The organism is Streptomyces asoensis (genome assembly GCF_013085465.1).
GTDB lineage: Bacteria > Actinomycetota > Actinomycetes > Streptomycetales > Streptomycetaceae > Streptomyces > Streptomyces cacaoi_A.
This window is the reverse complement of record NZ_CP049838.1, coordinates 1895027-1917347: the sequence shown is the minus strand read 5'-3', so window position 1 is coordinate 1917347 and position 22321 is coordinate 1895027. Positions and strand designations below refer to the sequence as shown.

Here is a 22321-nt window from a genome sequence, read left to right as displayed (position 1 = left end):
GCGACGTGGGCTCGCAACCACCCGGGCGCGGGCGCCCAAGGCAAGGCGTCAATCATCAATCGTCTGGCCGGAGGCGCGACTGGCACGCCACGCCGAAGCGGCTGCCACGGCGCGGCGCATCGACGCGGGCGAGCCCAACAGGGTGTGGCAAAGGCGCGTTCGTACCTCCCCGTCGCACCCTGCGGATCTCCAAGTCGGTACATGACTACGGTGATTGGGAAACTGCCGGCTTGCTGAGCTTGTTCAGCTGTGTCCTGATGATCTCTTCCGGTACGACAGCCGGGTCCTCGCCCCTTGTCCCTCCGGGGCGGTTGAACTCGTAGAACATGGCGACCGTCGCCCCTTGTCGAACGGCCACCACCGCGTAGGGGACTCGGACGGGCTCGTCGTCCTCGTTGTCCGCCGCGAGCTGTGTGAGCCTCAGGGACACGGATTCATCGCCGTAGCCGGGGTCGGGCTGGAGTGCGACGTCGTCGTACCGGAAGCCCACCCCGAGGTCCAGGAAGGTCTTGCAGCGCTTGGCGGCCGTGCGGAGTGCGTCGATCACCTGCGCGGCATCCCCGGTGCTGTGTGACGCAAGGATCATGGATGTCCCGGGGCCGTGCTCCTTCGGGGACATCATCCGGCCGATGCGCGCGGTGGCTGTGAAGCCGCTGCTTCCCCCCGTCGCCTGAACGACGGGCGCGCATTCGGCGGGATCCGCCGTCCTGCGAGACGCCGAGGGAGCAGCCAGGATCTGTTCGACCTCGTAGCCGTCGAGATCCGTGTTCGTGATCGCTACCCGTTCCAGGTCCGCCTTGCCCAACGGCTTGTCCTCTGCGCCGGCCGGCCTGGTCTCTGCCGATGTCGCGTCTGCCCGGGAGCCCTGCCCTGACTCGCATGCGGCGAGCGTCGAGAAGGTCATGAGCATGGCAATAGCAATGCCGACCCGTGATTGGCGAACCACTGTCTTTCCCACCCGTTTGACTGGCTGAGCGCGCGGGTTCCCGTCGGCTCAGAAGCTTCGCCCGAGCCCTCCGCCCCGGCTCAAAGCATGAGGCAGCAGAGTAGATCGTCGGATCGGGAGGCGGGACGGGTTTTTCGGGGCTGAGGGACGATGCGAGTCGATCCCCGGGCTCTCGCTCTGTGCTCATTGCCGTCGGCCCCGCTCGCGAAGCGCGTCTACCGGCCGCGGGGCTCGGATCCCTTGAGATACGTCAGTCGCCCTCGGTCGCGCTCAGTCGTCAAGTCGAGTGCGGTCACGGGATGGCGGGTCCACACAGGTGAGCCGTCGATCCACGGCACGAGCACGGTGACGGGACGGAGCAAGCCGTGGACGTCCGCGACGCCCGCCGGGGGAAGGTGTCGGGCCTGCCGCTTCTTGGCGAGCCGCAGAAGCATCGGCGGAGCCTCGTCGGGGTCGCCGTCGGCCCTGTACAGCACCAAATAGGCCTCGCCCGCGTCCGGTTCGCGCAGCAGCAGCCAGCGCATCGGGCGGACATGCTCGCCGACGGCCACACGGGCGAAGTCACGGGCGAGCCTGCCCTGGGACACGATGGCCGCCAGGCCGCAGGCCGAGAACGCGAGGAAGACGCAGCCACGGCCGACCCCGCCGACGATGTGCAGCACGCCGGCGAATCCGGCAAGGGCAATGAAGACGGTCCAGGCGGCGATGGGGGGAAGGTCGAAAGCCGAGAGCAGGTCGCGGTTGCGCCACCAGGCCAACCGCCCCCTGTTGTCGATCACTGCTGCCGGCCGCTGCGGTACAACCTCGGCTGTCGAGCGCACGGCCGCTGCGAGGAGGGACTCATAGGTGAGATCCGAGGCAGCCAGAGGTGCCTGCCGGGAACGTCTGACGGCGATTCCCCGACGGCGCTCCCTCCTCGACTCGGGATCGAACCGACGAAACAGACCGACCCCTGCCGTGACGCCCACCAGCAGGCAGCCGAAGAAGGTCATGATCCAGGCGAAGGCACCGGCGTCCGTGCCGTCGTCAAACCCTTCGAAACAGCCCACCGCCACACCGGGAGCCCCGATGAGAAGGCCGACGAAGCCGACGCGCCACAACCACTTCTCGGGCGCGGCACCCGGGCCCACAGGAGGAACACCCCAACGATCAACCACGCTTCACCTTGTCTCGTCATGGCCGTTCCCGACATCCTGGGGCCGCCGGCCTGGCCGCGCCGGGGTGAGTTGATCGGGTCGAGGCGAGAGCTGCCCGCGCGGTACGTCAGCGAGACACGGCCGAGTCGCGCGGCCTGCCCAGGGCTCAGTCACCCATGGAACTCGGTGAGGTCGATGGCGTGGACGTGCAGCGCAAAGCCGTGGACCGGGTGCACCGTTTCGCGTTCCGGCGCCAGGCCGAGCTTGCGGCTGATGTTCTCGGAGGCGTCGTCACCGATCCGGTTGATGCTGATGACGCGGTCGAGGCCGCGATCCTGGAGGGCGAACTCCAGCGTCGCGTGGGCGGCTTCGGACGCGTACCCCTGGCCCCAGAACTGGGATCCGAGCCGCCAGCTGATCGCCACGTCGGGCATCACCTCCGGCAGGAACTCGGGCATGGACAGGCCCGTGAAGCCGGCCAGTTCGCCCGAGGCGAGCAGCTCCACGGCGAAGAGCCCGAAGCCCTCCTCGTCCCACTCCTCCTCCCACTGCTCGATGGCCTCCGCCGTGCGGTCCAGGTCGAGGACCGAGCCGTCGTCGACCCAGCGCATGACGTGCGGATCCGCGTTGATGTCGGCCATGGGCACGAGGTCGTCGTCGTTCCAGCGGCGGAGGAGGAGGCGGGGGGTGTGGATCTCGGTCATGGTGACCATCCTGCCCGTGGCGGGAGCCTCACCGGTAATCGGCGCCGGGACAGGCAGTGGCTTGGGCAGGCCCGTTCGGGACCCGTCCGGTCCCTTTTCGGACCCGTCCGGTCCCCGTCCGGTCTCCGTCCGGTCCCCGTCCGGTCTCCGTCCGGTCCCCGTCCGGTCTCCGTCCGGTCCCCGTCCGGTCCCGTCCGGGACCCGGCCAGGGCGTTGCCGGGCTCTCAGCGGTCGGGGTCCTTGGGCTGATGGCGAGAAATCTGTCCCCGCGCCTTGCGCCACCGTGACCGGGTGTGTTCGACCAGGGTGTCCCACTGTCGGCGGACCTCATGGTCGGAAGGGCGGTGGCCCTGGCGGATCCGGTCGAGTTCGTCTCGTACCTCCCGCCCCAGCGCCGACGATCCGACCATGACCAGCATGGCGGCGAAGAGCGCGGAGATCATCGCGAAGACCGCTCCCACCACCCCGTAGCGTGCGGCGTACGAGTTGAACAGCCGCGGCAGGTAGATGGCCGCCCCCACCGAATAGGCGGCTGTCAGAACGGCGGCCGTGACGCCGAAGGGGACGAGGTCCGGCCAGTCGATCCGCTTCGCCGACAGGAGCCGTCCGCTCCAGACGAGGAACACGGCGGTCACCGGTACCTCGCACACCGCGGCGACCAGCCCCAGCTCGCCTTCGCCGAGGAGCGCGGTGAGCGAGGCGGTGCACAGTGCGTAGCCGGCCAGGCTGAGGATCCACCACAGGCCGTTACGGGTGTTGCGCACGCTGAGCGGGCTGAGTTCCCACGTCTGTTCGACGAGCCGCTGCGCGGCCCGGGCGAAACTGAGGATCGAGATCGTCAGGAACACGGCACCGAAGACGCCCACGCTCGCGCTGCTGTCCTCCGCGGGGGAGAAGAGGGAGCTGACAGCCGTAGCGCCCGCGCCGGTGAGGTGGTAGCGCTTGATGATCTGTTCCGCGGCGTCGTAGTGCACGAAGCTGCTCGCGACGGCGCCGATGAGGATGGAGAGCGGGACCAGTGCGGTCAGCGCGCTGGATGCCAGGGCCATCGACCGGTCGAAGCCCACGATTTTCTGGAACCGGTTGATGACGCGCAATGCGAAGGCGGGACGCAGCCAGAACGTCAGCGTTCTGACGAGGCGCTCACGCTTGATCCTCGCCGTGCTGCCCTCCATGAAGATCGTGACCGTTGTGGCGACGCGAGCGTAACGGACGGTCGCGGGCCCGACACGGGACGACACGGAGGAGCGGGAGGAAGAGCGGAGGGAGGGGGGAATGGAGGAGGGAAGGGAGGAGGGAAGGGGGAGGGAGTTCTGGGCTCAGGCCGCCTTGACGACCTCGCCGCGGATCGCGATGGCCCACTCCACGACCAGCAGCTCGTACTCCGCCCGCTCCTGGGCGGAGAGCGAACCGCCCGCGCGCAGCCAAAGGGCCCGGATCCGCTCATTTAATTCGGCAGCGGACCGCACGGAACCAGAGGGCACAGAGTTGGGGGACATGGGCCAAGCCTAGGCGCAAGCACTGACACTGCGCTACCGGACGGCTACGCGCACGGATATGGGGTTGGTCACGACTGATCGATCAACTCCGGCGGCTCTCCGGCGGGTTCGGGCAAGAGGGCCGATCCGTGCGGCTACGCGCAGCCCCAGGGGGTGGAGCGGTAGCGGTCAGCCCGCCGACTCCGCCGCGTGCGGGCTCAGTGAGCCCGTCGCGACCAGGGCGATGATCACGATGCCGAGCACGACGCGGTAGTAGACGAACGGCATGAAGGACTTGGTGCTGATGAACTTCATGAACCAGGCGATGACCGCGTAACCGGACGCGAAGGCGATCACCGTCGCGAACATCGTCGGCCCCCACGCCACGTGACCGCCCTCCACCGCGTCCTTCAACTCGAAGACACCGGAGGCCAGTACGGCCGGAATGGCCAGCAGGAAGGAGTAGCGGGCCGCGGCCTCGCGCTTGTAGCCCATGAACAGGCCGCCGCTGATGGTGGCGCCGGAACGCGAGACGCCGGGGATGAGCGCGCAGGCCTGGCAGAGGCCGAAGATCAGGCCGTCCTTGACGCCCAGGTTCTCCAGGTTCTTGCGCTGCTTGGGCGCGCGGTGCTTCCCGCCCGTCTCGTCGCGGGCCGCCAGCCGGTCGGCGATGCCGATCACGATGCCGACGACGACGAGCATCGTGGCGGTGATCCGCAGGTCGCGGAACGGGCCCTCGATCTGGTCCTTGAGCGTCACGCCGAGCACGCCGATCGGGATCGAGCCGACGATCACCAGCCAGCCCATCTGGGCGTCGTGGTCCTTGCGCAGCGTCTTGTTGAACAGCGAACGGCTCCACGCCGAGATGATCCGGCCGATGTCCTTGCGGAAGTAGATCAGCACCGCGGCTTCCGTGCCGATCTGCGTGATCGCCGTGAAGGCGGCGCCGGGGTCCTTCCAGCCGGAGAACGCCGCGGTCAGCCGCAGGTGCGCGCTGGAGGAGACGGGGAGGAACTCGGTCAGCCCCTGGACGAGTCCGAGGATGAGGGATTCAAACCAAGACATGAGGTTACGGAGTCCAAGTGCCGATCGGAGAGGGCGACGGCGACGGTCGGCCCGTCGCGCGCGATGATCAGGTGATCAGGTGTGTGCCGGGGGAAGCGTAGCGTTCCCGGATGACAGGCCCGGCACAGGGGTTTCGCAGGCGTCGCGCGGGCTCTGGCGCCGACGGCACCGACCTCCTCCCCGCAAGCGACAAAAAACCCTCACACGACGGGCATCCGCACGCGACTCCCCTCCCGACCGGCACGCGCCTGACCTCCCGACCCGCACCACGGCCGCCATCCCATGGCGCGCGGCTCTCGGGCGACCGCCACGCGCAGCTTCTCGCCACCCGACGGCACGCGGCTCTCGGGCGACCGCCACGCGCAGCTCCTCCCGATCCTCCCGACCGGCGCCGCGCCCGTTCGCCGGGCGGCACGCCGCCCTCGCCGCCGGGCCGTGCCACGTCTCTCCGCCGACCGGTACTGAAGCCGCCGCCCCCGCCCGGCGCACCGCTCCCACGCGACCGCCCCGCGCCTCCCCTCCCGCCCGACCTCGCCCCAGCCACCCCCGCCACCCCGCGGCTCACGTGCGGATCGGTACGTCGGACAGGTGTCCCCATGGTTGACCGGTCGCCCGGCCGCCGCATACGTTGCTGCCGATGGGAAAGCGCTTGCTGTGTGCAGGTACTGCACGCTTCCCCCTCGGTTGCTGGCCCGCTCGGTCGTTCGGCCGTACGTCGGAGGAGTGCTGATCACGCCCATGCCCCCATCCACTCCGCTGCCTGCCGCGCTCGCCGGCCGCCGTGTCCGGGCCGCCATCGTCGGTATCGGCGCGATCGGGCGCGGCTCCCATCTGCCCGCCCTCCAGCAGCTCGCCGCCGAGGGTGAGGCCGAGGTCGTGGCCGCCGTTGACATCGATGCCACCGCCGTCGAGGCCTTCTGCGCGGAGAGCGGGGTTCCGCACGCGTACACCGACCTGGAGCGGATGCTGGCGGAGCAGCGCCCCGACCTGGTGACCATCTGCACCCCGCCGACCCTGCACCGTGAGCAGAGTGTGGCGGCGCTGCGGGCCGGCGCCTGGGTGTGGTGCGAGAAGCCGCCGGTGCCGACCCTCGCCGACTACGACGCCGTGGAGGCGGAGGAGGGCGCCGCGGCGGGGCCGTACTCCTCGATCGTCTTCCAGCACCGTTTCGGATCCGGGACCCGGCACGTACGGCGGCTGCTCGCCGAGCAGGCCCTCGGGCGGCCGCTGGTCGCGCACTGCCAGACCACCTGGTACCGCGACACCGCCTACTACGCCGTGCCCTGGCGTGGGCGCTGGCAGACCGAGGGCGGCGGCCCGGCGATGGGCCACGGCATCCACCAGATGGACCTGCTGCTCGACCTCCTCGGCCCGTGGAGCGAGGTGCGCGCGATGGCCGGCCGGCTCGTGCACGACGTGGAGACGGAGGACGTGTCCACCGCCCTGGTCCGCTTCGAGAGCGGGGCCATGGCGACGGTCGTCAACAGCGTCCTGAGTCCCGACGAGGTCAGTCGCATCCGTATCGACTGCGAGCGCGCCACCGTCGAACTCACCCACCTCTACGGCCACTCCAACGCCAACTGGCACATCACGCCCGCCCCGGACGTCTCCGGCGACCTGGCGGCGGCCTGGCAGGACTTCGGCGCAGACGTCCCGAGCTCGCACCTGGCGCAGTTGCGCGAGCTGGTCGCGAGCATGCGCGCCGGCCGGCGGCCGCGCAGCAGCGGCGCGGACGGGCGCACCAGCCTGGAGCTGATCAGCGCGCTGTACAAGTCGGCGTTCACCGACACGACGGTGCGACGGGGTGAGATCGGGCCGGGTGATCCGTACTACACGGCCCTGCACGGTGGCGCCCCCGGCTGGGCACCGGCCACGGCCACGGTTGCGATGAAGGCGGAGACGAACGCGGAGGTGCCCGCGTGACCGGCGATCTGCGGCTCGTCCACGCGCACGGCGACCGCGTCACGGTGACCGACCCGGCCACCGGCGTCGAGCTGCTCGCCTACGTCTACCGCCCCGAGGCGGCGTGGGAGGCGCCGAGGCCGTACATCCACCCGCTGCGGACCCTCGCCGGTGACGTCGTCACCGACTACCGGCCCAACGACCACCGCTGGCACAAGGGGCTGTCGCTGACCGCCTCGCACCTCTCGGGCGCCAACCTGTGGGGCGGCAACTCGTACGTGCACGGCGAGGGGTATCTCGAACTCCCCGAGCGGGTCGGTTCGATGGCGCACGTCGGCTTCGACGAGGTGTCGGCGGCCGGCGGCCGGGTGGTCATCGCCGAGCGCCTGACCTGGCATCCGTACAGCGGTGAGCTGTGGGCGGAGGAGGCGCGCCGGATCGAGGTGCACGACGTCGACCCGGACGCCGGGTCCTGGGCGCTGACCTGGACCAGCGCCGTCACCAACCGCCGGGACGAGCCGCTCCGCTTCGGCAGCCCGACCACCGCCGGGCGCGAACTGGCCGGATACACGGGCCTGTTCTGGCGGGGCCCGCGCGCCTTCCGGGACGGCCGGATCATCGGCCCGGACGGCGAGGGCCCCGGGTTGATGGCCTCGCAGAGCCCCTGGCTGGCTCTCTCCGGCGAGCACGACGGCGCCGACGGTCACGCCACCGTCGTCTTCGCGCACGCGCCCGAGAACGACCACTCCGGCGCCCGAGGGGCGCACCCCGCCCACTGGTTCGTCCGCAACGAGCCCTTCGCGGGCATCGCCCCCTCCTGGTCCTTCTTCGACGAGCTCGAGCTCGCCCCCGGCGACACGCTCACCCGCCGCTACCGCGTGGTGGTGGCCGACGGCGTCTGGGAGCGGGAGGAGATCGCCAAGTACCTGGAGGCACATCCGTGGTGAGCGAGTACGGGGGACTGCCCGGCGGGGTCGCCGTCTCGCATCTGCGTGTGTACGACTGGCCCGCAGCCGACGGTCTGCACGGCGGAACTCCCCATATGCACCTGACGTGTTCGGAGGGGTACGTCGTCACGGCTGGGCATGGCGCGGTGCAGACCCTGACGGCGTCCGGGTACGAGGTCACACCCCTCGCGCCCGGCACGGTCGCCTGGTTCACGCCGGGCACCATCCACCGGCTGGTCAACGAGGACGACCTGCGCATCACCGTCCTGATGCAGAACAGCGGGCTGCCGGAGGCCGGCGACGCGGTGCTCACCCTGCCGCCGGAGTACCTCACCGACCCCGAGGCGTACGCCGCCGCGACCGTGATCCCGGCCGAAGCCTCCCGGGAGGAACAGGCCCGGATCGCCCGTGCCCGGCGCGACCTCGCGCTGGAGGGCTACCGGGCGCTGCGCGAGGCGGCGGACGGTCCGGCCGCCCTGGCCGCCTTCCACCGGTCAGCCGCCGCGCTGGTGGAGCCCCGGCTCGCCGAGTGGCGTGAGCGTTGGCTGCGTGGTGCGCGGGCGGCCGCGCTGGCCACGGGGGAGCAGCTCGACCGGCTCTCGGACGGCGATGTGTCCTATCTCGCCGAGGCCGCCGTCCGGGCCGAACAGCCCTCGTCCCAAGGGCAGTTCGGGATGTGCGGGTGGCTGGACGTGTACGCGCTGCCGTAGTGCCGGGTCATCAGCGCGCGGGGGATCGGCTGACGTAGATTCCGTGATCCCCCTGCGGCTTCCCTGCCGGAATGATCCAATCGACTGATGTCGAGAGCGGGGAGTCAGCAGGTGCGGATCAGAGTGATGGCGGCGGCCCTCTTCACGGCGGTTCTGGTGGCCGGATGCGGGGGCGGAGGCAGCGGCGATTCCGATGCGAAAGCCACCGATTCCGCGGCCGCACAGGGGTCCGCATCCGCATCCGCATCCGGATCGGGATCCGGATCGGGGTCGGCTTCGGCTTCTGCGTCGGAGGCGCCCGCCGAACCGCTCGGCGAGGCTCAGCTGAAGTCCGCCGCGCTGGTCGGCGGGGACGTGGACGGCTACCAGATCACCGACTTCCCCGTGAAACCCGACGGCGATTCCACCGCCCGGCCCGCGGACTGCCAGCCGCTGGAGAACATGCGCACCGCCTCGCCCGACCCGGGCCCCAAGGCGTTCGTCGGACTCCTCGCCTTCGGGGGAGCCGGCCCCACCGCGGGTTCCGCCACCACCATCGGCCTCATGGCCTACGACCAGTCCGACGCCGAGGGCATCCTCGACGGCCTGCGCGCCGCCCTGAAGAAGTGCACCGCCTACGAGGGAGGCGTGCCCGCCCGCACCACCGTCAAGGCCGCCACCGCCCCCGACACGGGCGACGACGCCGTCGCCTTCGGCCTCCAGACCCAGGGGGACAGCGCGGACGCGTTCGTGGTCGTGCGCAGCGGCGCCACGGTCGTCCTCTTCTACACCGCCGCCGGCAACGGCTCCGCGGCGGAGGTGCCGACGGAACTGGTCACCGCGCAGATCCGGAAGCTGGGAGCCTGAGGACCGTCCCATGACCCGCGGACACGTGACCGGTGTCCGCGGGCGCGTGCTCGTTCGAGAGCCGGGTCGCCGCGAACCACGGTGACTTCGACCGCCGCGGGGCCCGGCTCCGGCGCCGCCTGTGCTCCCTGGACGACACAGCCCGCGAGGACCGGCCGCGCATGCCGCCGGCGCCCCCTGTCCACCCGGCTTCCCATCGTCGTCCGTGCGTCCGTGCGTCCGTGCGTTCGGCCGGTGCGGCTTCAGGCGGCCGACGGGCCCGCCACTGTCCAGCCCGGAGCCTGCGGGTGGGCGCGTACGTCCTCGTGGCGGACCTGGTCGCCGCAGGACGTGCAGGTGACCACGGGGACCAGCTCGTTGCCGCAGACGTGCTCGAACACCATGGGGCGATCGTCGTCCTTACGGAGATGGCGGTCGCCCCACGCCATGAGTGTCATCAGGACCGGCTCCAGTTCGAGCCCCGCCTGCGTGGGCCGGTACTCGAAGCGCTGCGGACGCTCGCTGTAGGCACGCCTGGTCAGGATCCCGGCGTCGACGAGGCGGCGCAGCCGGGTGGCCAGGATGTCGCGCGGGGCGCCGATGTTGCGCACCAGCTGCTCGAAGCGGGTGTTGCCCAGGCACACCTCCCGCAGGACGAGCAGGGAGTACTTCTCGCCGACGAGGGCGAGGGCGTCGGCCATCGAGCAGGGGCGCGGGTCTTTGGAGGCGGCCATGACGGCCAGTCTAGGGGAGGGTTGGAAAAGCAAATCTAGGTCGGTTGGATTTTCCAACTCTCGGGGTTATGGTGAGTTCGGATTTCCTACTCACCGGTAGTTTTCCCGCTCGTGCTCGTCATGGAGGCACCGCACATGCGTGACGCAGTCATCGTCGAAGCCGTACGCACCCCGATCGGCAAGGGCAAGCCGAACGGCTCCCTCGCCCACGTCCACCCCGTCGAACTCCTCGCCCACACCCTGCGCACCCTCGTCGACCGCTCCGGCGTCGATCCCGCACTGATCGACGATGTGATCGGCGGCACCGTCGACCAGGTCGGCGAGCAGGCCATGAACACCACCCGCTACGCGCTGCTCTCGGCGGGCTTCCCGGAAACGGTCCCCGCGACCACCGTCGACCGGCAGTGCGGCTCCTCCCAGCAGGCCGTGCACTTCGCGGCCCAGGGCGTCATCTCCGGCGCGTACGACCTCGTGGTCGCCTGCGGTGTCGAGTCGATGAGCCGGGTGCCGATGTGGTCCAACGTGCCGCCCGGCAGGGACCCCTTCGGCCCCGGCGTCGCCGCGCGCTACCCGGAGGGACTCGTCCCGCAGGGCATCAGCTCCGAGCTCATCGCCGCCAAGTGGTCGATCACGCGGGAGCAGATGGACGCCTTCGCCGTCTCCTCGCACCGCAAGGCCGCCGAGGCCTGGGCGCAGGGGCTCTTCGACGCCGAGGTGGCGCCCCTGGACGGCGTCTCGCGCGACGAGTGCGTACGGCCCGGGAGCACCCCCGAGATCCTCGCCGGCCTCAAACCCGCCTACTACGACCCGGCCTTCGCCGAGCGCTTCCCGCAGATCGAGTGGAACGTCACCGCGGGCAACGCGAGCCCGGTCAACGACGGCGCCTCGGCCGTGCTGATCACCTCCGGCGAGACCGCCGCCCGCCTGGGCCTGCGCCCGCTCGCCCGACTGCACAGCTTCGCCGTCACCGGCTCGGATCCGCTGCTGATGCTGACCGGCGTGATCCCGGCGACCGAGAAGGTGCTGCGCCGGGCGGGGCTACGGCTCGACGACATCGACCTCTTCGAGGTCAACGAGGCGTTCTCCAGCGTGGTCCTGGCCTGGCGGCAGGAGACCGGCGCCGACCTCGCCAAGGTCAATGTGCACGGCGGCGCGATCGCGCTCGGACACCCGCTCGGCGCGAGCGGCACCCGGCTGACGACGACGCTCGTCCACGCGATGCGGGAACGCGGCGCCCGCTACGCACTTCAGACGATGTGCGAGGCGGGCGGGCTCGCCAACGCGATGGTGCTGGAATCCGTGTAACCGGGCGGGGGACAGGGGCTGGAGCCGGTGGCTGCCGGCGGCTGTACGCGGCTACGGGCGACGCAGGTGGTGGCGCTTGCGCCAGGCCACCACCGTGCCGGCCAGCGCCGGCAGGGCGATGCAGGCCATGGCGATGAGGAAGGCCGGCGAGGTCGGGGAGGAGGCGCGGGCCCCGGCGACGACGTAGGCGGCGGTGTTCGGGATCGAGCCCAGCGCGGTCGCCACCAGGAAGGACAGCCAGCCCATGCGGGAGACGGCGGCGCAGTAGTTCGCGGCCCAGAACGGCACCCCCGGGAACAGCCGGGCCGCCAGCATCGAGCGCATGCCGTGCCGGCTCAACTGGCCGTCCGCCGCCTTGAGAAGCCGACCGCGCAGCAGCGGTCGTAGCGCGTCCTGCCCGAGGATCCGACCGAGCCCGAAGGCGATCCCGGCCCCCAGCACCGTGCCCGCCAGCGCCGCGGTGATGCCCCACTGCGAGCCGAACAGCGCGCCCGCGGCCAGGTTCAGCAGCGGTCGGGGCACGAACGCCACCGTGCACAGTCCGTACGCCACCGCGAAGACCGCGGCCGCCGTGACACCGCCCAACTGGGGTGGCCAGCCGTCCGCGAGGAGCTTCTGCGGCTCGAAGAGCAGCACGCTCGACGCGGCCGCCGCCAGCAGCGTGACCAGCAGCGCGAAACGGGACCAGGGCGAGCGCAGTACTCTCGCGCAGCGCGCGGCGAGGCCGCCGGGTGCGTCGACCGCCGGAGCGACGGGCGTGATGACGGGCACCGGAGCGAGCGTGGGGACGACGAGCTCCGTGGCGGTGGCCCGGGGAGAGGCCGTGGCGGTGCCCCCAGAGCGGGTGGTGGCATCGAGCATCCCGCGACACTAACCGACGGACATGTGTGATCGCCGTATGGTTCGTCTCATGACGGTCACAGGTGCGGACGCGATCGGCGTGCCGGACAGCGTTCTCGCCGACCTCGTGCTGGAGCGGCTGACGACCGCGTACGGCGCCGCGGCCGACCCGGGCCGGGCGGCGGCCATGCGCGCGTACATGAAGGACGTGGCCCCCTTCCTCGGCCTCCCCACCCCCGCCCGCCGGGCCCTGTCCCGCACCGTCCTGGCGGGCACGCCCCGCCCCGACGAGGCCGACTGCACGGCGATCGCGCTGCGCTGCTGGGCGTTGCCGCAGCGCGAGTACCACTACTTCGCCGTCGACTACCTGCGCCGGTACGCGCCACGCCTGTCCTCGGCGTTCCTGCCCGTGGCGCGCCGACTGGTGACCACGACGTCCTGGTGGGACACGGTCGACCTGCTCGCCGCGCACGTGGTCGGCACGCTCGTCGAGGCCGACCCCCGGCTCGGCGCCGACATGGACGTCTGGATCGTCGACGAGGACCTGTGGGTCGCCCGTACCGCCCTGCTCCACCAGCTCCGCTACAAGGAACGCACCGACACCGACCGTCTCTTCGCCTACTGCCGGCGCCAGTCCGGCCACCCGGACTTCTTCGTCCGCAAGGCCATCGGCTGGTCCCTGCGCGAGTACGCCAAGACCGATCCGGCGGCCGTCCGCGCCTTCGTCGCCCGCGAACGGGGACGTTTCGCGCCGCTGACGGTACGTGAGGCACTGAAGAACATCGGGGACGCGCCCTAGCGGTTCGTCCGCACCGACGCCGGCGAAAACCATTCGACGCCGCACGAACCGTCGGCGATCATCGACACCATGTTCCGGTACGCCTTCCTTCTCGCAGCATCCGCGGTCGCGGATACGCCGAAGGCTGCCGTCCCACTCCTCGTGGCCGCTGTCGACGGCGCCCGAAGCTGACCCTCTCCGGATCGTCCGGCGGACCCCGCAGGGGGAGGGTCGGCCAGTTCGCCGGGGTCCCCACTTCCTACGGACACGCTTCGAGGTACAGCCATGCCCAAGACCGCTTACGTGCGGACCAAACCACACCTCAACATCGGCACCATGGGGCACGTGGACCACGGCAAGACCACCCTGACCGCCGCCATCACCAAGGTCCTCGCCGACCGCGGCACCGGAACGTTCGTGCCGTTCGACCGTATCGACCGGGCCCCGGAGGAGGCCGCGCGCGGTATCACCATCAACATCGCGCACGTCGAGTACGAGACCGACACCCGGCACTACGCGCATGTCGACATGCCGGGCCACGCCGACTACGTCAAGAACATGGTCACCGGGGCCGCGCAGCTCGACGGGGCGATCCTCGTCGTCTCCGCGCTCGACGGGATCATGCCGCAGACCGCCGAACACGTCCTGCTCGCCCGCCAGGTGGGCGTCGACCACATCGTGGTCGCGCTCAACAAGGCCGACGCGGGTGACGAGGAGCTCATCGACCTCGTCGAACTGGAGGTCCGCGACCTGCTCACCGAGCACGGCTACGGCGGCGACTCCGCGCCCGTCGTCAGGGTGTCGGGGCTGCGGGCCCTGGCCGGCGACCCCCGCTGGACGACGTCGATCGACGCGCTGCTCGACGCGGTGGACACCTATGTGCCCATGCCCGAGCGGTATCTGGACGCGCCGTTCCTGCTGCCGGTGGAGAACGTGCTCACCATCACCGGCCGGGGGACGGTCGTCACCGGCGCCGTGGAGCGCGGGACGCTCCGCCTGGGGGACCAGGTGCAGGTGCTGGGCGCCGGTGTCGAGACGGTGGTGACGGGGATCGAGACCTTCGGGAAGCCGATGGAGGAGGCGCAGGCCGGGGACAACGTGGCACTGCTGCTGCGCGGCGTGCCCCGGGACGCCGTCCGGCGGGGCCATGTGGTGGTGGCGCCGGGGAGCGTGGTGCCCAGTCGGCGGTTCACGGCGCGGGTGTACGTCCTGTCCGGGCGGGAGGGCGGCCGGACCACGCCCGTCTCGACCGGCTACCGGCCGCAGTTCTACATCCGTACGGCGGACGTCGTCGGAGACGTGGATCTGGGCGAGATCCCGGTCGCGCGGCCCGGGGACACGGTCGGCATGACCGTCGAGCTGGGACGTGAGGTTCCGCTGGAGCCCGGTCTCGGCTTCGCCATCCGCGAGGGTGGGCGGACCGTGGGGGCGGGGACCGTGACAGCCGTGCTGTGAGGGCGGCCGGTGTCCGTGGCCGACGTGCGCGCGGGGCCTTGGGGCCGTGTCCCTTCGGGGGCGTGGCCCGTAGGCACCCCGCAGGCACAATGGGACGGTGAACGACGAGCCCATACCCGTCTCCCGCGTCGTCGACCACGGCACCGCCAAGCTGATGCCCGACGTCGACCGGGAGCGGGCCTGGCTGCTGACCGTCGACGGGGCGCCGCAGTCGTACGTCGACCTGGACGAGCCGACGTACCTGGAGTTCGAGTACGCGCGGCGCCTCGGGCACGTCCTGGACACCGTCGCCGAGGCGGGGCGGCCCCTGGACGTCCTGCATCTCGGTGGCGGTGCGCTCACCCTGCCCCGGTACCTGGCCGCGACCCGGCCGGGTTCCCGGCAGGACGTCGTCGAGTTCGACCGCGGTCTGCTGGAGCTGATCGCCGAGCACCTGCCGGTCCCGGCCGGAGCCGGCGTCGCGCTGCACGCCGCCGACGCGCGGGACTGGCTGGAAGCGGCCCCGGACGGCTCCGCCGACGCGCTCGTCGCCGATGTCTTCGGCGGCTCCCGCGTCCCCGCCCATCTGACGACCCTGACCTACGCCCAGGAGGCCGGACGGGTCCTGCGCGGCGACGGCGTCTATCTGGCGAACCTCGCCGACGCGGCGCCGTTCGGCTTCCTGCGGTCCCAACTCGCCAACTTCGCGGCGGTGTTCGAGGAACTCGCCCTCATCGCCGAGCCCGCCGTGCTGCGCGGCCGCCGGTTCGGCAACGCGGTGCTCGTCGCCTCGCACCACCCGGTCGACGTGACCACCCTGGCCCGCCGCACCGCCTCCGACGCCTTCCCGGCCCGGGTCGAGCACGGCCCCGGACTGCGCCGCTTCATCGGCGACGCCCGCCCGGTGCGGGACGAGGACGCCGTACCGTCCCCCGAACCACCCGAGGGCGCGTTCGGCATCGGCTGAGCGGCGGGTACCGCCACAGCGGCGCGAGCGCCCCGCCGAGAACCGCCGGACCGGTCACCGGCCGGCTGTCCTCGCGGGGGTTCCGCGGTGCGCGGCCGGTGATCCGGTCGCGGCTAGTTCTGCGTCGGTGTCCCGTTCAGCCGTACGGTGCTGAGGATCTGCATGATCGTGGCCTTCGGGAGTTCGTCCTTCACGCCCTTGGCCCCGTACAGGTTCCACGACACGTAGTCGCCGTTGGAGTTCTTGAAGCCGAACGTGATCGCCTTGCCGTCGCTGTCGCACTTGCCCTTCTGGGGCGTGTTCGTCGACTGGGCCCAGGCGTAGCTGCCCACGATCCCGGAGGCGGTCGTGAAGGCGGTGGCCTTCTTGTCGAAGGTCAGGCTCTTCTTGTCCGGCTCGGTGTAGCCGCCGAAGACCCACCAGGCGGGCGTGTTGATGGCGATCTCGTCGGTGTTCTTGGCGCCTTCGGCGCCCTTGCTGCCGACCACGGCGAGCGGGGTGTCGTCGGTCTTGCCGTCCTTGTCGGCGTCCGTGGAGCACCACTTCGACTTGAACTCGGCCGTGCCCCCCTGAAGGATCTGGTCGTAGCCGTCGGACTGCTCCTTGTCCTCCCACTCGAAGCCCTGGCTGAGCCCCGGCGACTGGACCTCCCAGTCCGCCGGCACGTCGAAGGCGATGCCCCACTTGGGGTTCACCACGACCTTCCAGCCGGCGATGGTCGCCTTCGCGGTCTCGTTGCTGCGCGGGTTGTCGTCCGTGCCCGTCGAGGAGGAGCCGGAAGCCGAGGCGGATCCGGACGTGGAGACCGTGGGGCTCGCGCTGCCCTTGCTCGCGTCGACCCGGTCGTCATCGTCGCCGCCCAGCACCAGGAACCCGGTGACACCGGCGGCCACGACGACGGCCGAGGCCGCGACGACGGCGATCAGCTTCGTCCGGTTGCCGCCTCCGCCGCCTCCGCCGGGCGGCGGCGTGGGCGCGCCGGCGGGCGACGGGGCGCCCCACTGCGGTTGCTGCGCGTAGGGGTTGGGCTGCTGGTCGGGCTGTTGCTGGTAGCCGGGCTGCTGATACGGATTCGGCTGCTGGTATCCCGGCTGCTGGTACGGATTGTTCTGCGCCTGCGGGTTCTGCTCTCCCCCGGGCGGCTGCTGTCCTGGCCACATGGCCAGAAACCCTAGTGCCGTCCGGGACACGATTCGGTCACCGCCCCTTGTCAGGGACGTACCGAATCAGGACGCGGAGGGCTGAAACACGCGAACTGTGCCCCTGAACTTCCGGATTGCGGCATCCGGGACCTCGTCGGCGGCCCCCACGGCGCCGGAGGACCGCGAGGTCGTACGGCGATCGGCACGCCGGTCTGGCCAGCCGAAGCTACTCACAGGTAACATCGTGGTCATGAGCGCAGACCAGATGTCCATCGGCGAGATGCTCGCCGCCACGGTGCCCATGGCCCGGACCCTGAACCTCGAGTTCCTCGAGGCCGGTCCGGAGAAGGCCGTGGTCGCCCTGCCCGACCAGAGTGAGTTCCACAACCACGTGGGCGGGCCGCACGCCGGGGCGATGTTCACGCTCGGCGAGTCCGCCAGCGGTGCGATCGTCCTCGCCGCGTTCGGCGACCAGCTCTCCCGTGCCGTTCCGCTCGCCGTCGGCGCCGAGATCGCGTACCGCAAGCTGGCCATGGGGGCGGTCACCGCCACCGCCACGCTGGGCCGCCCGGCCGTCGAGGTCGTCGCGCAGCTCGACGCGGGGGAGCGGCCCGAGTTCCCGGTCGCGATCGAGATCCGCCGCGCCGACGGGGCCGTCACCGGCGAGATGACGGTGACCTGGACCCTGCGTCCCAACAGCTGATCGGCCGATCGGCCGAGCGGCGCCCTACGAGGACGACGGCCCCGGTCGCGGCGACACCGGGGCCCCTGTGGCACCGTCCGCCACGCGCCGGTCAGGCCGCCGGCCGCTCCCGGTCCGCGTCGCCGTCCTCCAGGCCCGCCACGAACTCCTTCAGCCAGGCGACGAACTCCGGCCCGAGATCGGGCCGGTCGCAGGCCAGGCGGACGACCGTGCGCAGATAGTCCGCCTTGTCGCCCGTGTCGTAGCGGCGGCCCGAGAAGATCACACCGTGCACCGTGCCGCCCGCGGCGAGTTCCTGGAGGGCGTCGGTGAGCTGGATCTCACCGCCGCGGCCTGGTGCGGTGCGCTCCAGGACGTCGAAGACGGCCGGGTCGAGGACGTACCGTCCGATGACCGCGTACCGGCTGGGCGCGTCCTCGCGCGCGGGCTTCTCCACCAGACCGGTGACGCGCACCACCCCGTCCTCGCCGGACGGCTCCACGGCCGCGCAGCCGTAGAGGTGGACCTGCTCCGGCGGGACCTCCATCAGGGCGACGACGCTGCCGGCGTACCGGTCGCGGATCTCGAGCATCCTGCTGAGCAGCGTCTCCCGCGGGTCGATGAGGTCGTCGCCGAGCAGCACCGCGAACGGCTGGTCGCCGACGTGGTTGCGGGCGCAGAGCACCGCGTGACCGAGCCCGAGCGGGTCGCCCTGCCGGATGTGGTGGATGTCGGCGAGCCGGGCCGGATCGCGCACCGCGTCCAGCCGGACGGTGTCCCCCTTGGCGGCGAGCGCCTGCTCGAGTTCGAAGGCGTGGTCGAAGTGGTCCTCGATGGCCCGCTTGTGCCGGCCCGTGACCATCAGGACGTCGTCCAGACCCGCGGCGGCCGCCTCCTCGACGACGTACTGGATGGCCGGCTTGTCGACCACTGGCAGCATCTCCTTCGGCGTCGCCTTGGTGGCGGGCAGGAAGCGGGTACCGAGTCCGGCGGCCGGGACGACCGCTTTGCGAACACTGGGTGCGGAGTGGGGGGCGCTCATACGGATCATGGTGTCCCACGGGGATGGGAGTACCCCGGGAGTCACCTCTGAGATTCCTGTGGGCCGCCCCTGCGCCGGAGCGCGGGTCATGCCGGGGCCGGAAGTTGGAGATTCGGTGTGTCATCCGGCTTTGCGCTTACACAAGTTGAGTCTGTGGATCCGGGCGCTTTTTCGAATGCGGGTACGGCTACCGCCGGTAACTTATCTGAAATTCCCGCGCTTTGAACTTGGGTCACTCGAACTCCTTGTTTCCTGTGAGGCGCGTGTGCGAAGGTGAGCCTCCCCTTACGGATGGGCCGGATCAGGCCAACGTGCCTGGTCAGGCCAAAGGTATGCACCAATCGGGCACCTGCTTTCCGACACCGTGCTTTTCCGTGCCGTTCGTCGGCTTGGAAGGAAATGGTTCCGTGCAATCCCCCAACCCCCCACGCCCGCCCTACCCGCCCCGCCCCGGCTGGATCCCCGGGGATTCCGACCCCCAACTCGCCGCCCGGCTGGCCGACCGGCCCGCCGGTGACGACGGACGTGCCGGCGCGGTCGCCCTGCTGTTCGCCCGCCACTGGCGGGCGGCCCACGACTACGCGACCGTCTGCCTGGCCGGTACCGAGGACACGGCGCGGCTCGTGGCCGCCGCCGCGTTCCACGAGGTGCTGGGCCGGCTCGCGGACGGGCGCACCGGCGGCGCCCTGCGTCCCCAACTCCTCGTCGCCGTACGGGAGACGGTCCGGAAATGGGCCGGCGCCGAGGGCGTGGCCGACGTTCTGCCGGAGCTGCGGAAAACCGTCGGCGGCCGCGGACTGCGTGCCGCGCGGGCGGTGACCGCCGAAAGGCGGCAACTCGCCGAGCGGTCTTTCCAGTTGCTCCCGGCCGCCTCCCAATGCCTGTTGTGGCACACGGAGGTGGAGGCGGAACCCATATCCGTACCGGCCGGTCTGTCGGGCGTGGACGCCCTCTCCGCGGCAGCCGCCCTGGAACAGGCGAGGGAACAATTCCGGGCGGGCTGTGTACGCGCGCACCGGGAACTCGCGCCGACGAGCGAATGCCGCTTCTACAACCGTCTCCTCGACATTCCGCTGCGCCGCGGCGGAACCCTGCTGCCCGATGTCCGGCAGCATCTCGCGCACTGCCGCTTCTGCCGGCACGCCGCCGAACAGCTCAGCCATTTCGACGACGGCCTCGATGTGCTGCTCGCCGAGACCGTGCTGGGCTGGGGCGCCCGCCGCTACCTCGACTCGCGTCCCGGACGCCCGGCCTCCGCCGACGCGTCGGCCGGGCCCGCGGTGCCGGCCGGGCCCGCCGCGCAGCGCCCGCCCGTCGCAGGCGGCCGGCACCGCACCACCTCGGCGGGACTGCTCGACCTGCCGGGCCGGCGGCCCAAGGCCGTCCTGGTGGGCGTGGGTCTGACCTCGCTCGCGCTGATCGCGACCGTCTTCGTGGCCAAGGGCTGGTCCGACGACAACGGTGTCCCCGCCCCCGGGGCCACCTGGGGCGCACCCGCCGGCGGGACCGGCACCCCGGCCACCGGCGCACGGGGTCTGCCCGGCGGCTCCGACGACCCCTCGCCCTCCGGATCCCCGTCGGCCGCCTCCGCGTCCCGGTCCGCCGAGGTCGCGCACGGCAGGCTGCGCAGCCCGGACACGCAGCTCTGCCTCGACGCCGCTCGCGGCCTGGCCCGGCCCGGTGCGGGGATCGTCCTCGCGGAGTGCTCACAGGCCGCGTCCCAGCAGTGGTCGTACCAGGACGACGGGCTGCTGCGCAGCGCGGCCGACCCGACGCTCTGCCTGGCCGCGGACCCCGGCCGCCGGACGACCGCCCTGGTCAGCTGTCTGGTGCACGCCGGTGAGACGTTCTTCGACCTGACCGTCCGCGGGGAACTCCTGCTGCGGCGGGACGACGGGCTGGTCGTCGCGCGCGCCGCAGGCACGTCGGGAGCGGCCGTCGTCGTCACCGAGCGGGACGGTTCCGGCGGACAGCGGTGGGTGTTCGACACGGCCGGGGCGGCGCCGGGGGCGCCCGGTCCGGAGCCGCGGAGTACGCCGGAGCCGCCCGGTCCGGGCACACCCGGCTCCCCGGACCTCCCGGCGCCGCGCGGTGACCGGCCCCTCGCCCCGGACACCGCACCGGGGCCCGCCGAAACGGCTCCGGCCGCGCCGGAGTTCGAGACGAGGGTCGCCCAGGTGCAGTGTTGCGACCCGCCGGCCGGCCCGGCCGCGCCGCCGGTCCCCGCGACGCTCCTTGACGCGCTCCCGGCGCCCGCCGAGGTGTCCGACGCGCTGGGCAACGTCGTCGCGGACGTGACCGGGGTCCTCGGTCACTGAGCCGGGAACCGGAAGGAGGGGCCGCCCGAGGGGAGTGGCCCCTCCTTCCTTCTTCACTTCTCGCCGAGATGACCGACTGGCCGCACCGACCGGCTACGAGGTGCAGACGTCCCTCAACTCCGAGGCCGCCTTGTCGATCTCGGCGGAGTCGGGCCGGTCGCCGTCGAGGATGTCCTGGTTGTAGTCCTCGACGGCCTGCTGGAGGTTGTCGACCGCCTTGTCGACCTTGCTGTCGTCGGACGAGCTGTCGTCCGACTTGTCGTTGATCTTGTCCAGGTTCTTCTCGATGGTGTCGATGGAGTCCTCCGTCCTCGTCGGATCCTCGATGGCCTCGGCTCCGGCCTTGTTGATCGCCGTGATGCTGTCCGTGATGTCGTCGGCGTTCGAGAGGCAGTCGACGGAGTCGTCGAACTCGCAGCCGGTGAGCAGGCCGGCGGTCAGCACGAAGGCTGCCGCGGCGGTGGCGATGACGGCAGTACGGCGTCCGCGTCGGCGGTTCACGGCCATGGCGGGGTCCCTTCAGGAACGTTGGGGGCACGGTGTCTTCTTCCTCCACCACGATCACGTGGCGGCGCCGTCGTCACGAGGGACCCCACCCCCGGATCCGTGGTGTAGCGGGCTACACCACGCGACGGGCCGGGTCCGGCCGACCCGGTAGGCTTCCCGAAGAGGCAAGGCTGCCCAGGGACGTCAAACGGGAGGAACCCGCGGTGCACGTGCAGGAATGGCTCGACACGGTGCCCGCGGCCGCCGTCTACGCCCTGGTCGGGCTGGTCATCGGACTCGAGAGCCTCGGCATCCCGCTGCCGGGTGAGATCGTCCTGGTCTCGGCCGCGCTGCTGTCGTCCCAGCACGGCGGTATCAACCCCGTCGTCCTCGGCGCGTGCGCCACCGCGGGCGCCGTGATCGGCGACTCCATCGGCTACGCCATCGGCCGCAAGGGCGGACGTCCACTGCTCGCCTGGCTCGGCGGGAAGTTCCCCAGGCACTTCGGCGAGGGGCATATCGCCACCGCCGAGCGGTCCTTCGAGAAGTGGGGCATGTGGGCCGTCTTCTTCGGCCGTTTCGTCGCCCTGCTGCGTATCTTCGCCGGCCCGCTCGCGGGCGTGCTGCACATGCCGTACTGGAAGTTCCTCGTCGCCAACGTCCTCGGCGGCATCGTCTGGGCGGGCGGCACGACGGCGGTCATCTACTACGTGGGTGTCGTGGCGGAGTCCTGGCTGAAGAAGTTCTCGTACCTGGGCCTGGTGCTCGCGGTGCTGATCGGCCTGACGTCGATGCTGATCCTCAAGCGCAAGGCGAAGAAGATGCAGAGCGCTTCAGGAGAGGCCGAAGCGGAGACCGTGCCCGCCGCCGCCGAGTAGGC

General features: G+C 71.4%; 22 protein-coding genes. 11 read left to right on the top strand and 11 right to left on the bottom strand.

Features of this window, described 5'->3' with window-relative positions:
- Nucleotides 1–205 precede the first annotated feature (205 nt).
- The 6 genes from G9272_RS08455 to G9272_RS08430 all read right to left on the bottom strand — a co-directional run bounded on the left by G9272_RS08455 (nt 206) and on the right by G9272_RS08430 (nt 5329).
- Nucleotides 206–910, bottom strand: a complete 705-nt coding sequence (locus G9272_RS08455) for a hypothetical protein (RefSeq protein WP_171395967.1) — start codon at nt 908–910, stop codon at nt 206–208.
- A 251-nt stretch (nt 911–1161) separates the two neighbouring features.
- The gene (locus G9272_RS08450; RefSeq protein WP_171395966.1) at nt 1162–1725 is read right to left on the bottom strand and encodes a hypothetical protein; all 564 of its coding nucleotides are present in this window, start codon (nt 1723–1725) and stop codon (nt 1162–1164) included.
- Nucleotides 1726–2252: 527 nt separating this feature from the next.
- Entirely contained in the window at nt 2253–2786 is a 534-nt protein-coding gene (locus tag G9272_RS08445; protein ID WP_171395965.1) for a GNAT family N-acetyltransferase, read from the bottom strand.
- A 224-nt stretch (nt 2787–3010) separates the two neighbouring features.
- On the bottom strand, nt 3011–3961 hold the full coding sequence (locus G9272_RS08440; protein ID WP_253267756.1) for a hypothetical protein: 951 nt from the start codon (nt 3959–3961) through the stop codon (nt 3011–3013).
- Nucleotides 3962–4105: 144 nt separating this feature from the next.
- Complete coding sequence (locus G9272_RS08435; RefSeq protein WP_142269239.1) at nt 4106–4285, bottom strand: hypothetical protein; 180 nt, start codon at nt 4283–4285, stop codon at nt 4106–4108.
- 168 nt (nt 4286–4453) lie between these two features.
- Nucleotides 4454–5329 carry an undecaprenyl-diphosphate phosphatase gene (locus G9272_RS08430; protein ID WP_171395963.1) on the bottom strand — a complete coding sequence of 292 codons (876 nt, stop codon included), beginning with the start codon at nt 5327–5329 and terminating at the stop codon, nt 4454–4456.
- A gap of 738 nt (nt 5330–6067) precedes the next feature.
- Here G9272_RS08430 and G9272_RS08425 point away from each other — a divergent pair.
- The 4 genes from G9272_RS08425 to G9272_RS08410 all read left to right on the top strand — a co-directional run bounded on the left by G9272_RS08425 (nt 6068) and on the right by G9272_RS08410 (nt 9734).
- Entirely contained in the window at nt 6068–7252 is a 1185-nt protein-coding gene (locus G9272_RS08425; protein WP_171395962.1) for a Gfo/Idh/MocA family protein, read from the top strand.
- Nucleotides 7249–8178, top strand: coding sequence for a PmoA family protein (locus G9272_RS08420; protein WP_171395961.1), 930 nt, complete (start codon nt 7249–7251; stop codon nt 8176–8178). Before G9272_RS08425 ends, G9272_RS08420 begins: the two co-directional genes overlap by 4 nt.
- A complete protein-coding gene (locus G9272_RS08415; protein ID WP_171395960.1) occupies nt 8172–8888 on the top strand; it encodes a cupin domain-containing protein in 717 nt (238 codons plus the stop codon). The genes G9272_RS08420 and G9272_RS08415 overlap by 7 nt, the downstream gene beginning before the upstream one ends.
- Nucleotides 8889–8999: 111 nt before the next feature.
- Nucleotides 9000–9734 carry a hypothetical protein gene (locus G9272_RS08410; protein ID WP_171395959.1) on the top strand — a complete coding sequence of 245 codons (735 nt, stop codon included), beginning with the start codon at nt 9000–9002 and terminating at the stop codon, nt 9732–9734.
- A gap of 242 nt (nt 9735–9976) precedes the next feature.
- On the opposite strand, the gene G9272_RS08405 is transcribed toward G9272_RS08410, so the two are convergent.
- Nucleotides 9977–10447: a winged helix-turn-helix transcriptional regulator gene (locus G9272_RS08405; RefSeq protein WP_171395958.1), complete on the bottom strand. Its 471-nt coding sequence runs from the start codon at nt 10445–10447 to the stop codon at nt 9977–9979.
- A gap of 135 nt (nt 10448–10582) precedes the next feature.
- On the opposite strand from G9272_RS08405, the gene G9272_RS08400 reads away from it, so the two are divergent.
- Entirely contained in the window at nt 10583–11752 is a 1170-nt protein-coding gene (locus G9272_RS08400) for a thiolase family protein (RefSeq protein WP_171395957.1), read from the top strand.
- A gap of 51 nt (nt 11753–11803) precedes the next feature.
- On the opposite strand, the gene G9272_RS08395 is transcribed toward G9272_RS08400, so the two are convergent.
- Nucleotides 11804–12613 (bottom strand): TVP38/TMEM64 family protein, encoded by an 810-nt coding sequence (locus G9272_RS08395; RefSeq protein WP_171395956.1) that lies wholly within the window; start codon nt 12611–12613, stop codon nt 11804–11806.
- Between the two features lie 49 nt (nt 12614–12662).
- On the opposite strand from G9272_RS08395, the gene G9272_RS08390 reads away from it, so the two are divergent.
- The 3 genes from G9272_RS08390 to G9272_RS08380 all read left to right on the top strand — a co-directional run bounded on the left by G9272_RS08390 (nt 12663) and on the right by G9272_RS08380 (nt 15771).
- Nucleotides 12663–13391, top strand: a complete 729-nt coding sequence (locus G9272_RS08390; protein WP_171395955.1) for a DNA alkylation repair protein — start codon at nt 12663–12665, stop codon at nt 13389–13391.
- A gap of 264 nt (nt 13392–13655) precedes the next feature.
- The gene (tuf, locus tag G9272_RS08385; RefSeq protein WP_171395954.1) at nt 13656–14825 is read left to right on the top strand and encodes an elongation factor Tu; all 1170 of its coding nucleotides are present in this window, start codon (nt 13656–13658) and stop codon (nt 14823–14825) included.
- Between the two features lie 154 nt (nt 14826–14979).
- The gene (locus tag G9272_RS08380) at nt 14980–15771 is read left to right on the top strand and encodes a spermidine synthase (RefSeq protein WP_171401907.1); all 792 of its coding nucleotides are present in this window, start codon (nt 14980–14982) and stop codon (nt 15769–15771) included.
- 113 nt (nt 15772–15884) lie between these two features.
- On the opposite strand, the gene G9272_RS08375 is transcribed toward G9272_RS08380, so the two are convergent.
- Entirely contained in the window at nt 15885–16931 is a 1047-nt protein-coding gene (locus G9272_RS08375; protein WP_171395953.1) for a hypothetical protein, read from the bottom strand.
- Nucleotides 16932–17178: 247 nt separating this feature from the next.
- On the opposite strand from G9272_RS08375, the gene G9272_RS08370 reads away from it, so the two are divergent.
- Entirely contained in the window at nt 17179–17616 is a 438-nt protein-coding gene (locus G9272_RS08370) for a DUF4442 domain-containing protein (protein WP_171401906.1), read from the top strand.
- 91 nt (nt 17617–17707) lie between these two features.
- Here the strand turns inward: G9272_RS08370 and galU are convergent, their stop codons facing one another.
- Complete coding sequence (gene galU, locus G9272_RS08365) at nt 17708–18646, bottom strand: UTP--glucose-1-phosphate uridylyltransferase GalU (protein WP_171395952.1); 939 nt, start codon at nt 18644–18646, stop codon at nt 17708–17710.
- A 398-nt stretch (nt 18647–19044) separates the two neighbouring features.
- On the opposite strand from galU, the gene G9272_RS08360 reads away from it, so the two are divergent.
- Nucleotides 19045–20955 carry an RICIN domain-containing protein gene (locus tag G9272_RS08360; RefSeq protein ID WP_171395951.1) on the top strand — a complete coding sequence of 637 codons (1911 nt, stop codon included), beginning with the start codon at nt 19045–19047 and terminating at the stop codon, nt 20953–20955.
- Nucleotides 20956–21048: 93 nt separating this feature from the next.
- On the opposite strand, the gene G9272_RS08355 is transcribed toward G9272_RS08360, so the two are convergent.
- On the bottom strand, nt 21049–21462 hold the full coding sequence (locus G9272_RS08355) for a hypothetical protein (protein WP_171395950.1): 414 nt from the start codon (nt 21460–21462) through the stop codon (nt 21049–21051).
- Between the two features lie 203 nt (nt 21463–21665).
- Here G9272_RS08355 and G9272_RS08350 point away from each other — a divergent pair, with 203 nt between their 5' ends.
- Complete coding sequence (locus G9272_RS08350; RefSeq protein ID WP_171395949.1) at nt 21666–22319, top strand: DedA family protein; 654 nt, start codon at nt 21666–21668, stop codon at nt 22317–22319.
- Nucleotides 22320–22321: the final 2 nt, after the last annotated feature.

What these genes read in the sequence shown, in the direction of transcription:
- G9272_RS08370 (WP_171401906.1), top strand. Translation starts at nt 17,179, where the DNA reads ATGTCCATCGGCGAGATGCTCGCCGCCACGGTGCCCATGGCCCGGACC.
- G9272_RS08435 (WP_142269239.1), bottom strand. Translation starts at nt 4,285, where the DNA reads ATGTCCCCCAACTCTGTGCCCTCTGGTTCCGTGCGGTCCGCTGCCGAA.
- G9272_RS08390 (WP_171395955.1), top strand. Translation starts at nt 12,663, where the DNA reads ATGACGGTCACAGGTGCGGACGCGATCGGCGTGCCGGACAGCGTTCTC.
- G9272_RS08355 (WP_171395950.1), bottom strand. Translation starts at nt 21,462, where the DNA reads ATGGCCGTGAACCGCCGACGCGGACGCCGTACTGCCGTCATCGCCACC.
- G9272_RS08405 (WP_171395958.1), bottom strand. Translation starts at nt 10,447, where the DNA reads ATGGCCGCCTCCAAAGACCCGCGCCCCTGCTCGATGGCCGACGCCCTC.
- galU (WP_171395952.1), bottom strand. Translation starts at nt 18,646, where the DNA reads ATGATCCGTATGAGCGCCCCCCACTCCGCACCCAGTGTTCGCAAAGCG.
- G9272_RS08395 (WP_171395956.1), bottom strand. Translation starts at nt 12,613, where the DNA reads ATGCTCGATGCCACCACCCGCTCTGGGGGCACCGCCACGGCCTCTCCC.
- G9272_RS08445 (WP_171395965.1), bottom strand. Translation starts at nt 2,786, where the DNA reads ATGACCGAGATCCACACCCCCCGCCTCCTCCTCCGCCGCTGGAACGAC.
- G9272_RS08400 (WP_171395957.1), top strand. Translation starts at nt 10,583, where the DNA reads ATGCGTGACGCAGTCATCGTCGAAGCCGTACGCACCCCGATCGGCAAG.
- G9272_RS08425 (WP_171395962.1), top strand. Translation starts at nt 6,068, where the DNA reads ATGCCCCCATCCACTCCGCTGCCTGCCGCGCTCGCCGGCCGCCGTGTC.
- G9272_RS08455 (WP_171395967.1), bottom strand. Translation starts at nt 910, where the DNA reads ATGCTCATGACCTTCTCGACGCTCGCCGCATGCGAGTCAGGGCAGGGC.
- G9272_RS08380 (WP_171401907.1), top strand. Translation starts at nt 14,980, where the DNA reads ATGCCCGACGTCGACCGGGAGCGGGCCTGGCTGCTGACCGTCGACGGG.
- G9272_RS08375 (WP_171395953.1), bottom strand. Translation starts at nt 16,931, where the DNA reads ATGTGGCCAGGACAGCAGCCGCCCGGGGGAGAGCAGAACCCGCAGGCG.
- tuf (WP_171395954.1), top strand. Translation starts at nt 13,656, where the DNA reads ATGCCCAAGACCGCTTACGTGCGGACCAAACCACACCTCAACATCGGC.
- G9272_RS08440 (WP_253267756.1), bottom strand. Translation starts at nt 3,961, where the DNA reads ATGGAGGGCAGCACGGCGAGGATCAAGCGTGAGCGCCTCGTCAGAACG.
- G9272_RS08430 (WP_171395963.1), bottom strand. Translation starts at nt 5,329, where the DNA reads ATGTCTTGGTTTGAATCCCTCATCCTCGGACTCGTCCAGGGGCTGACC.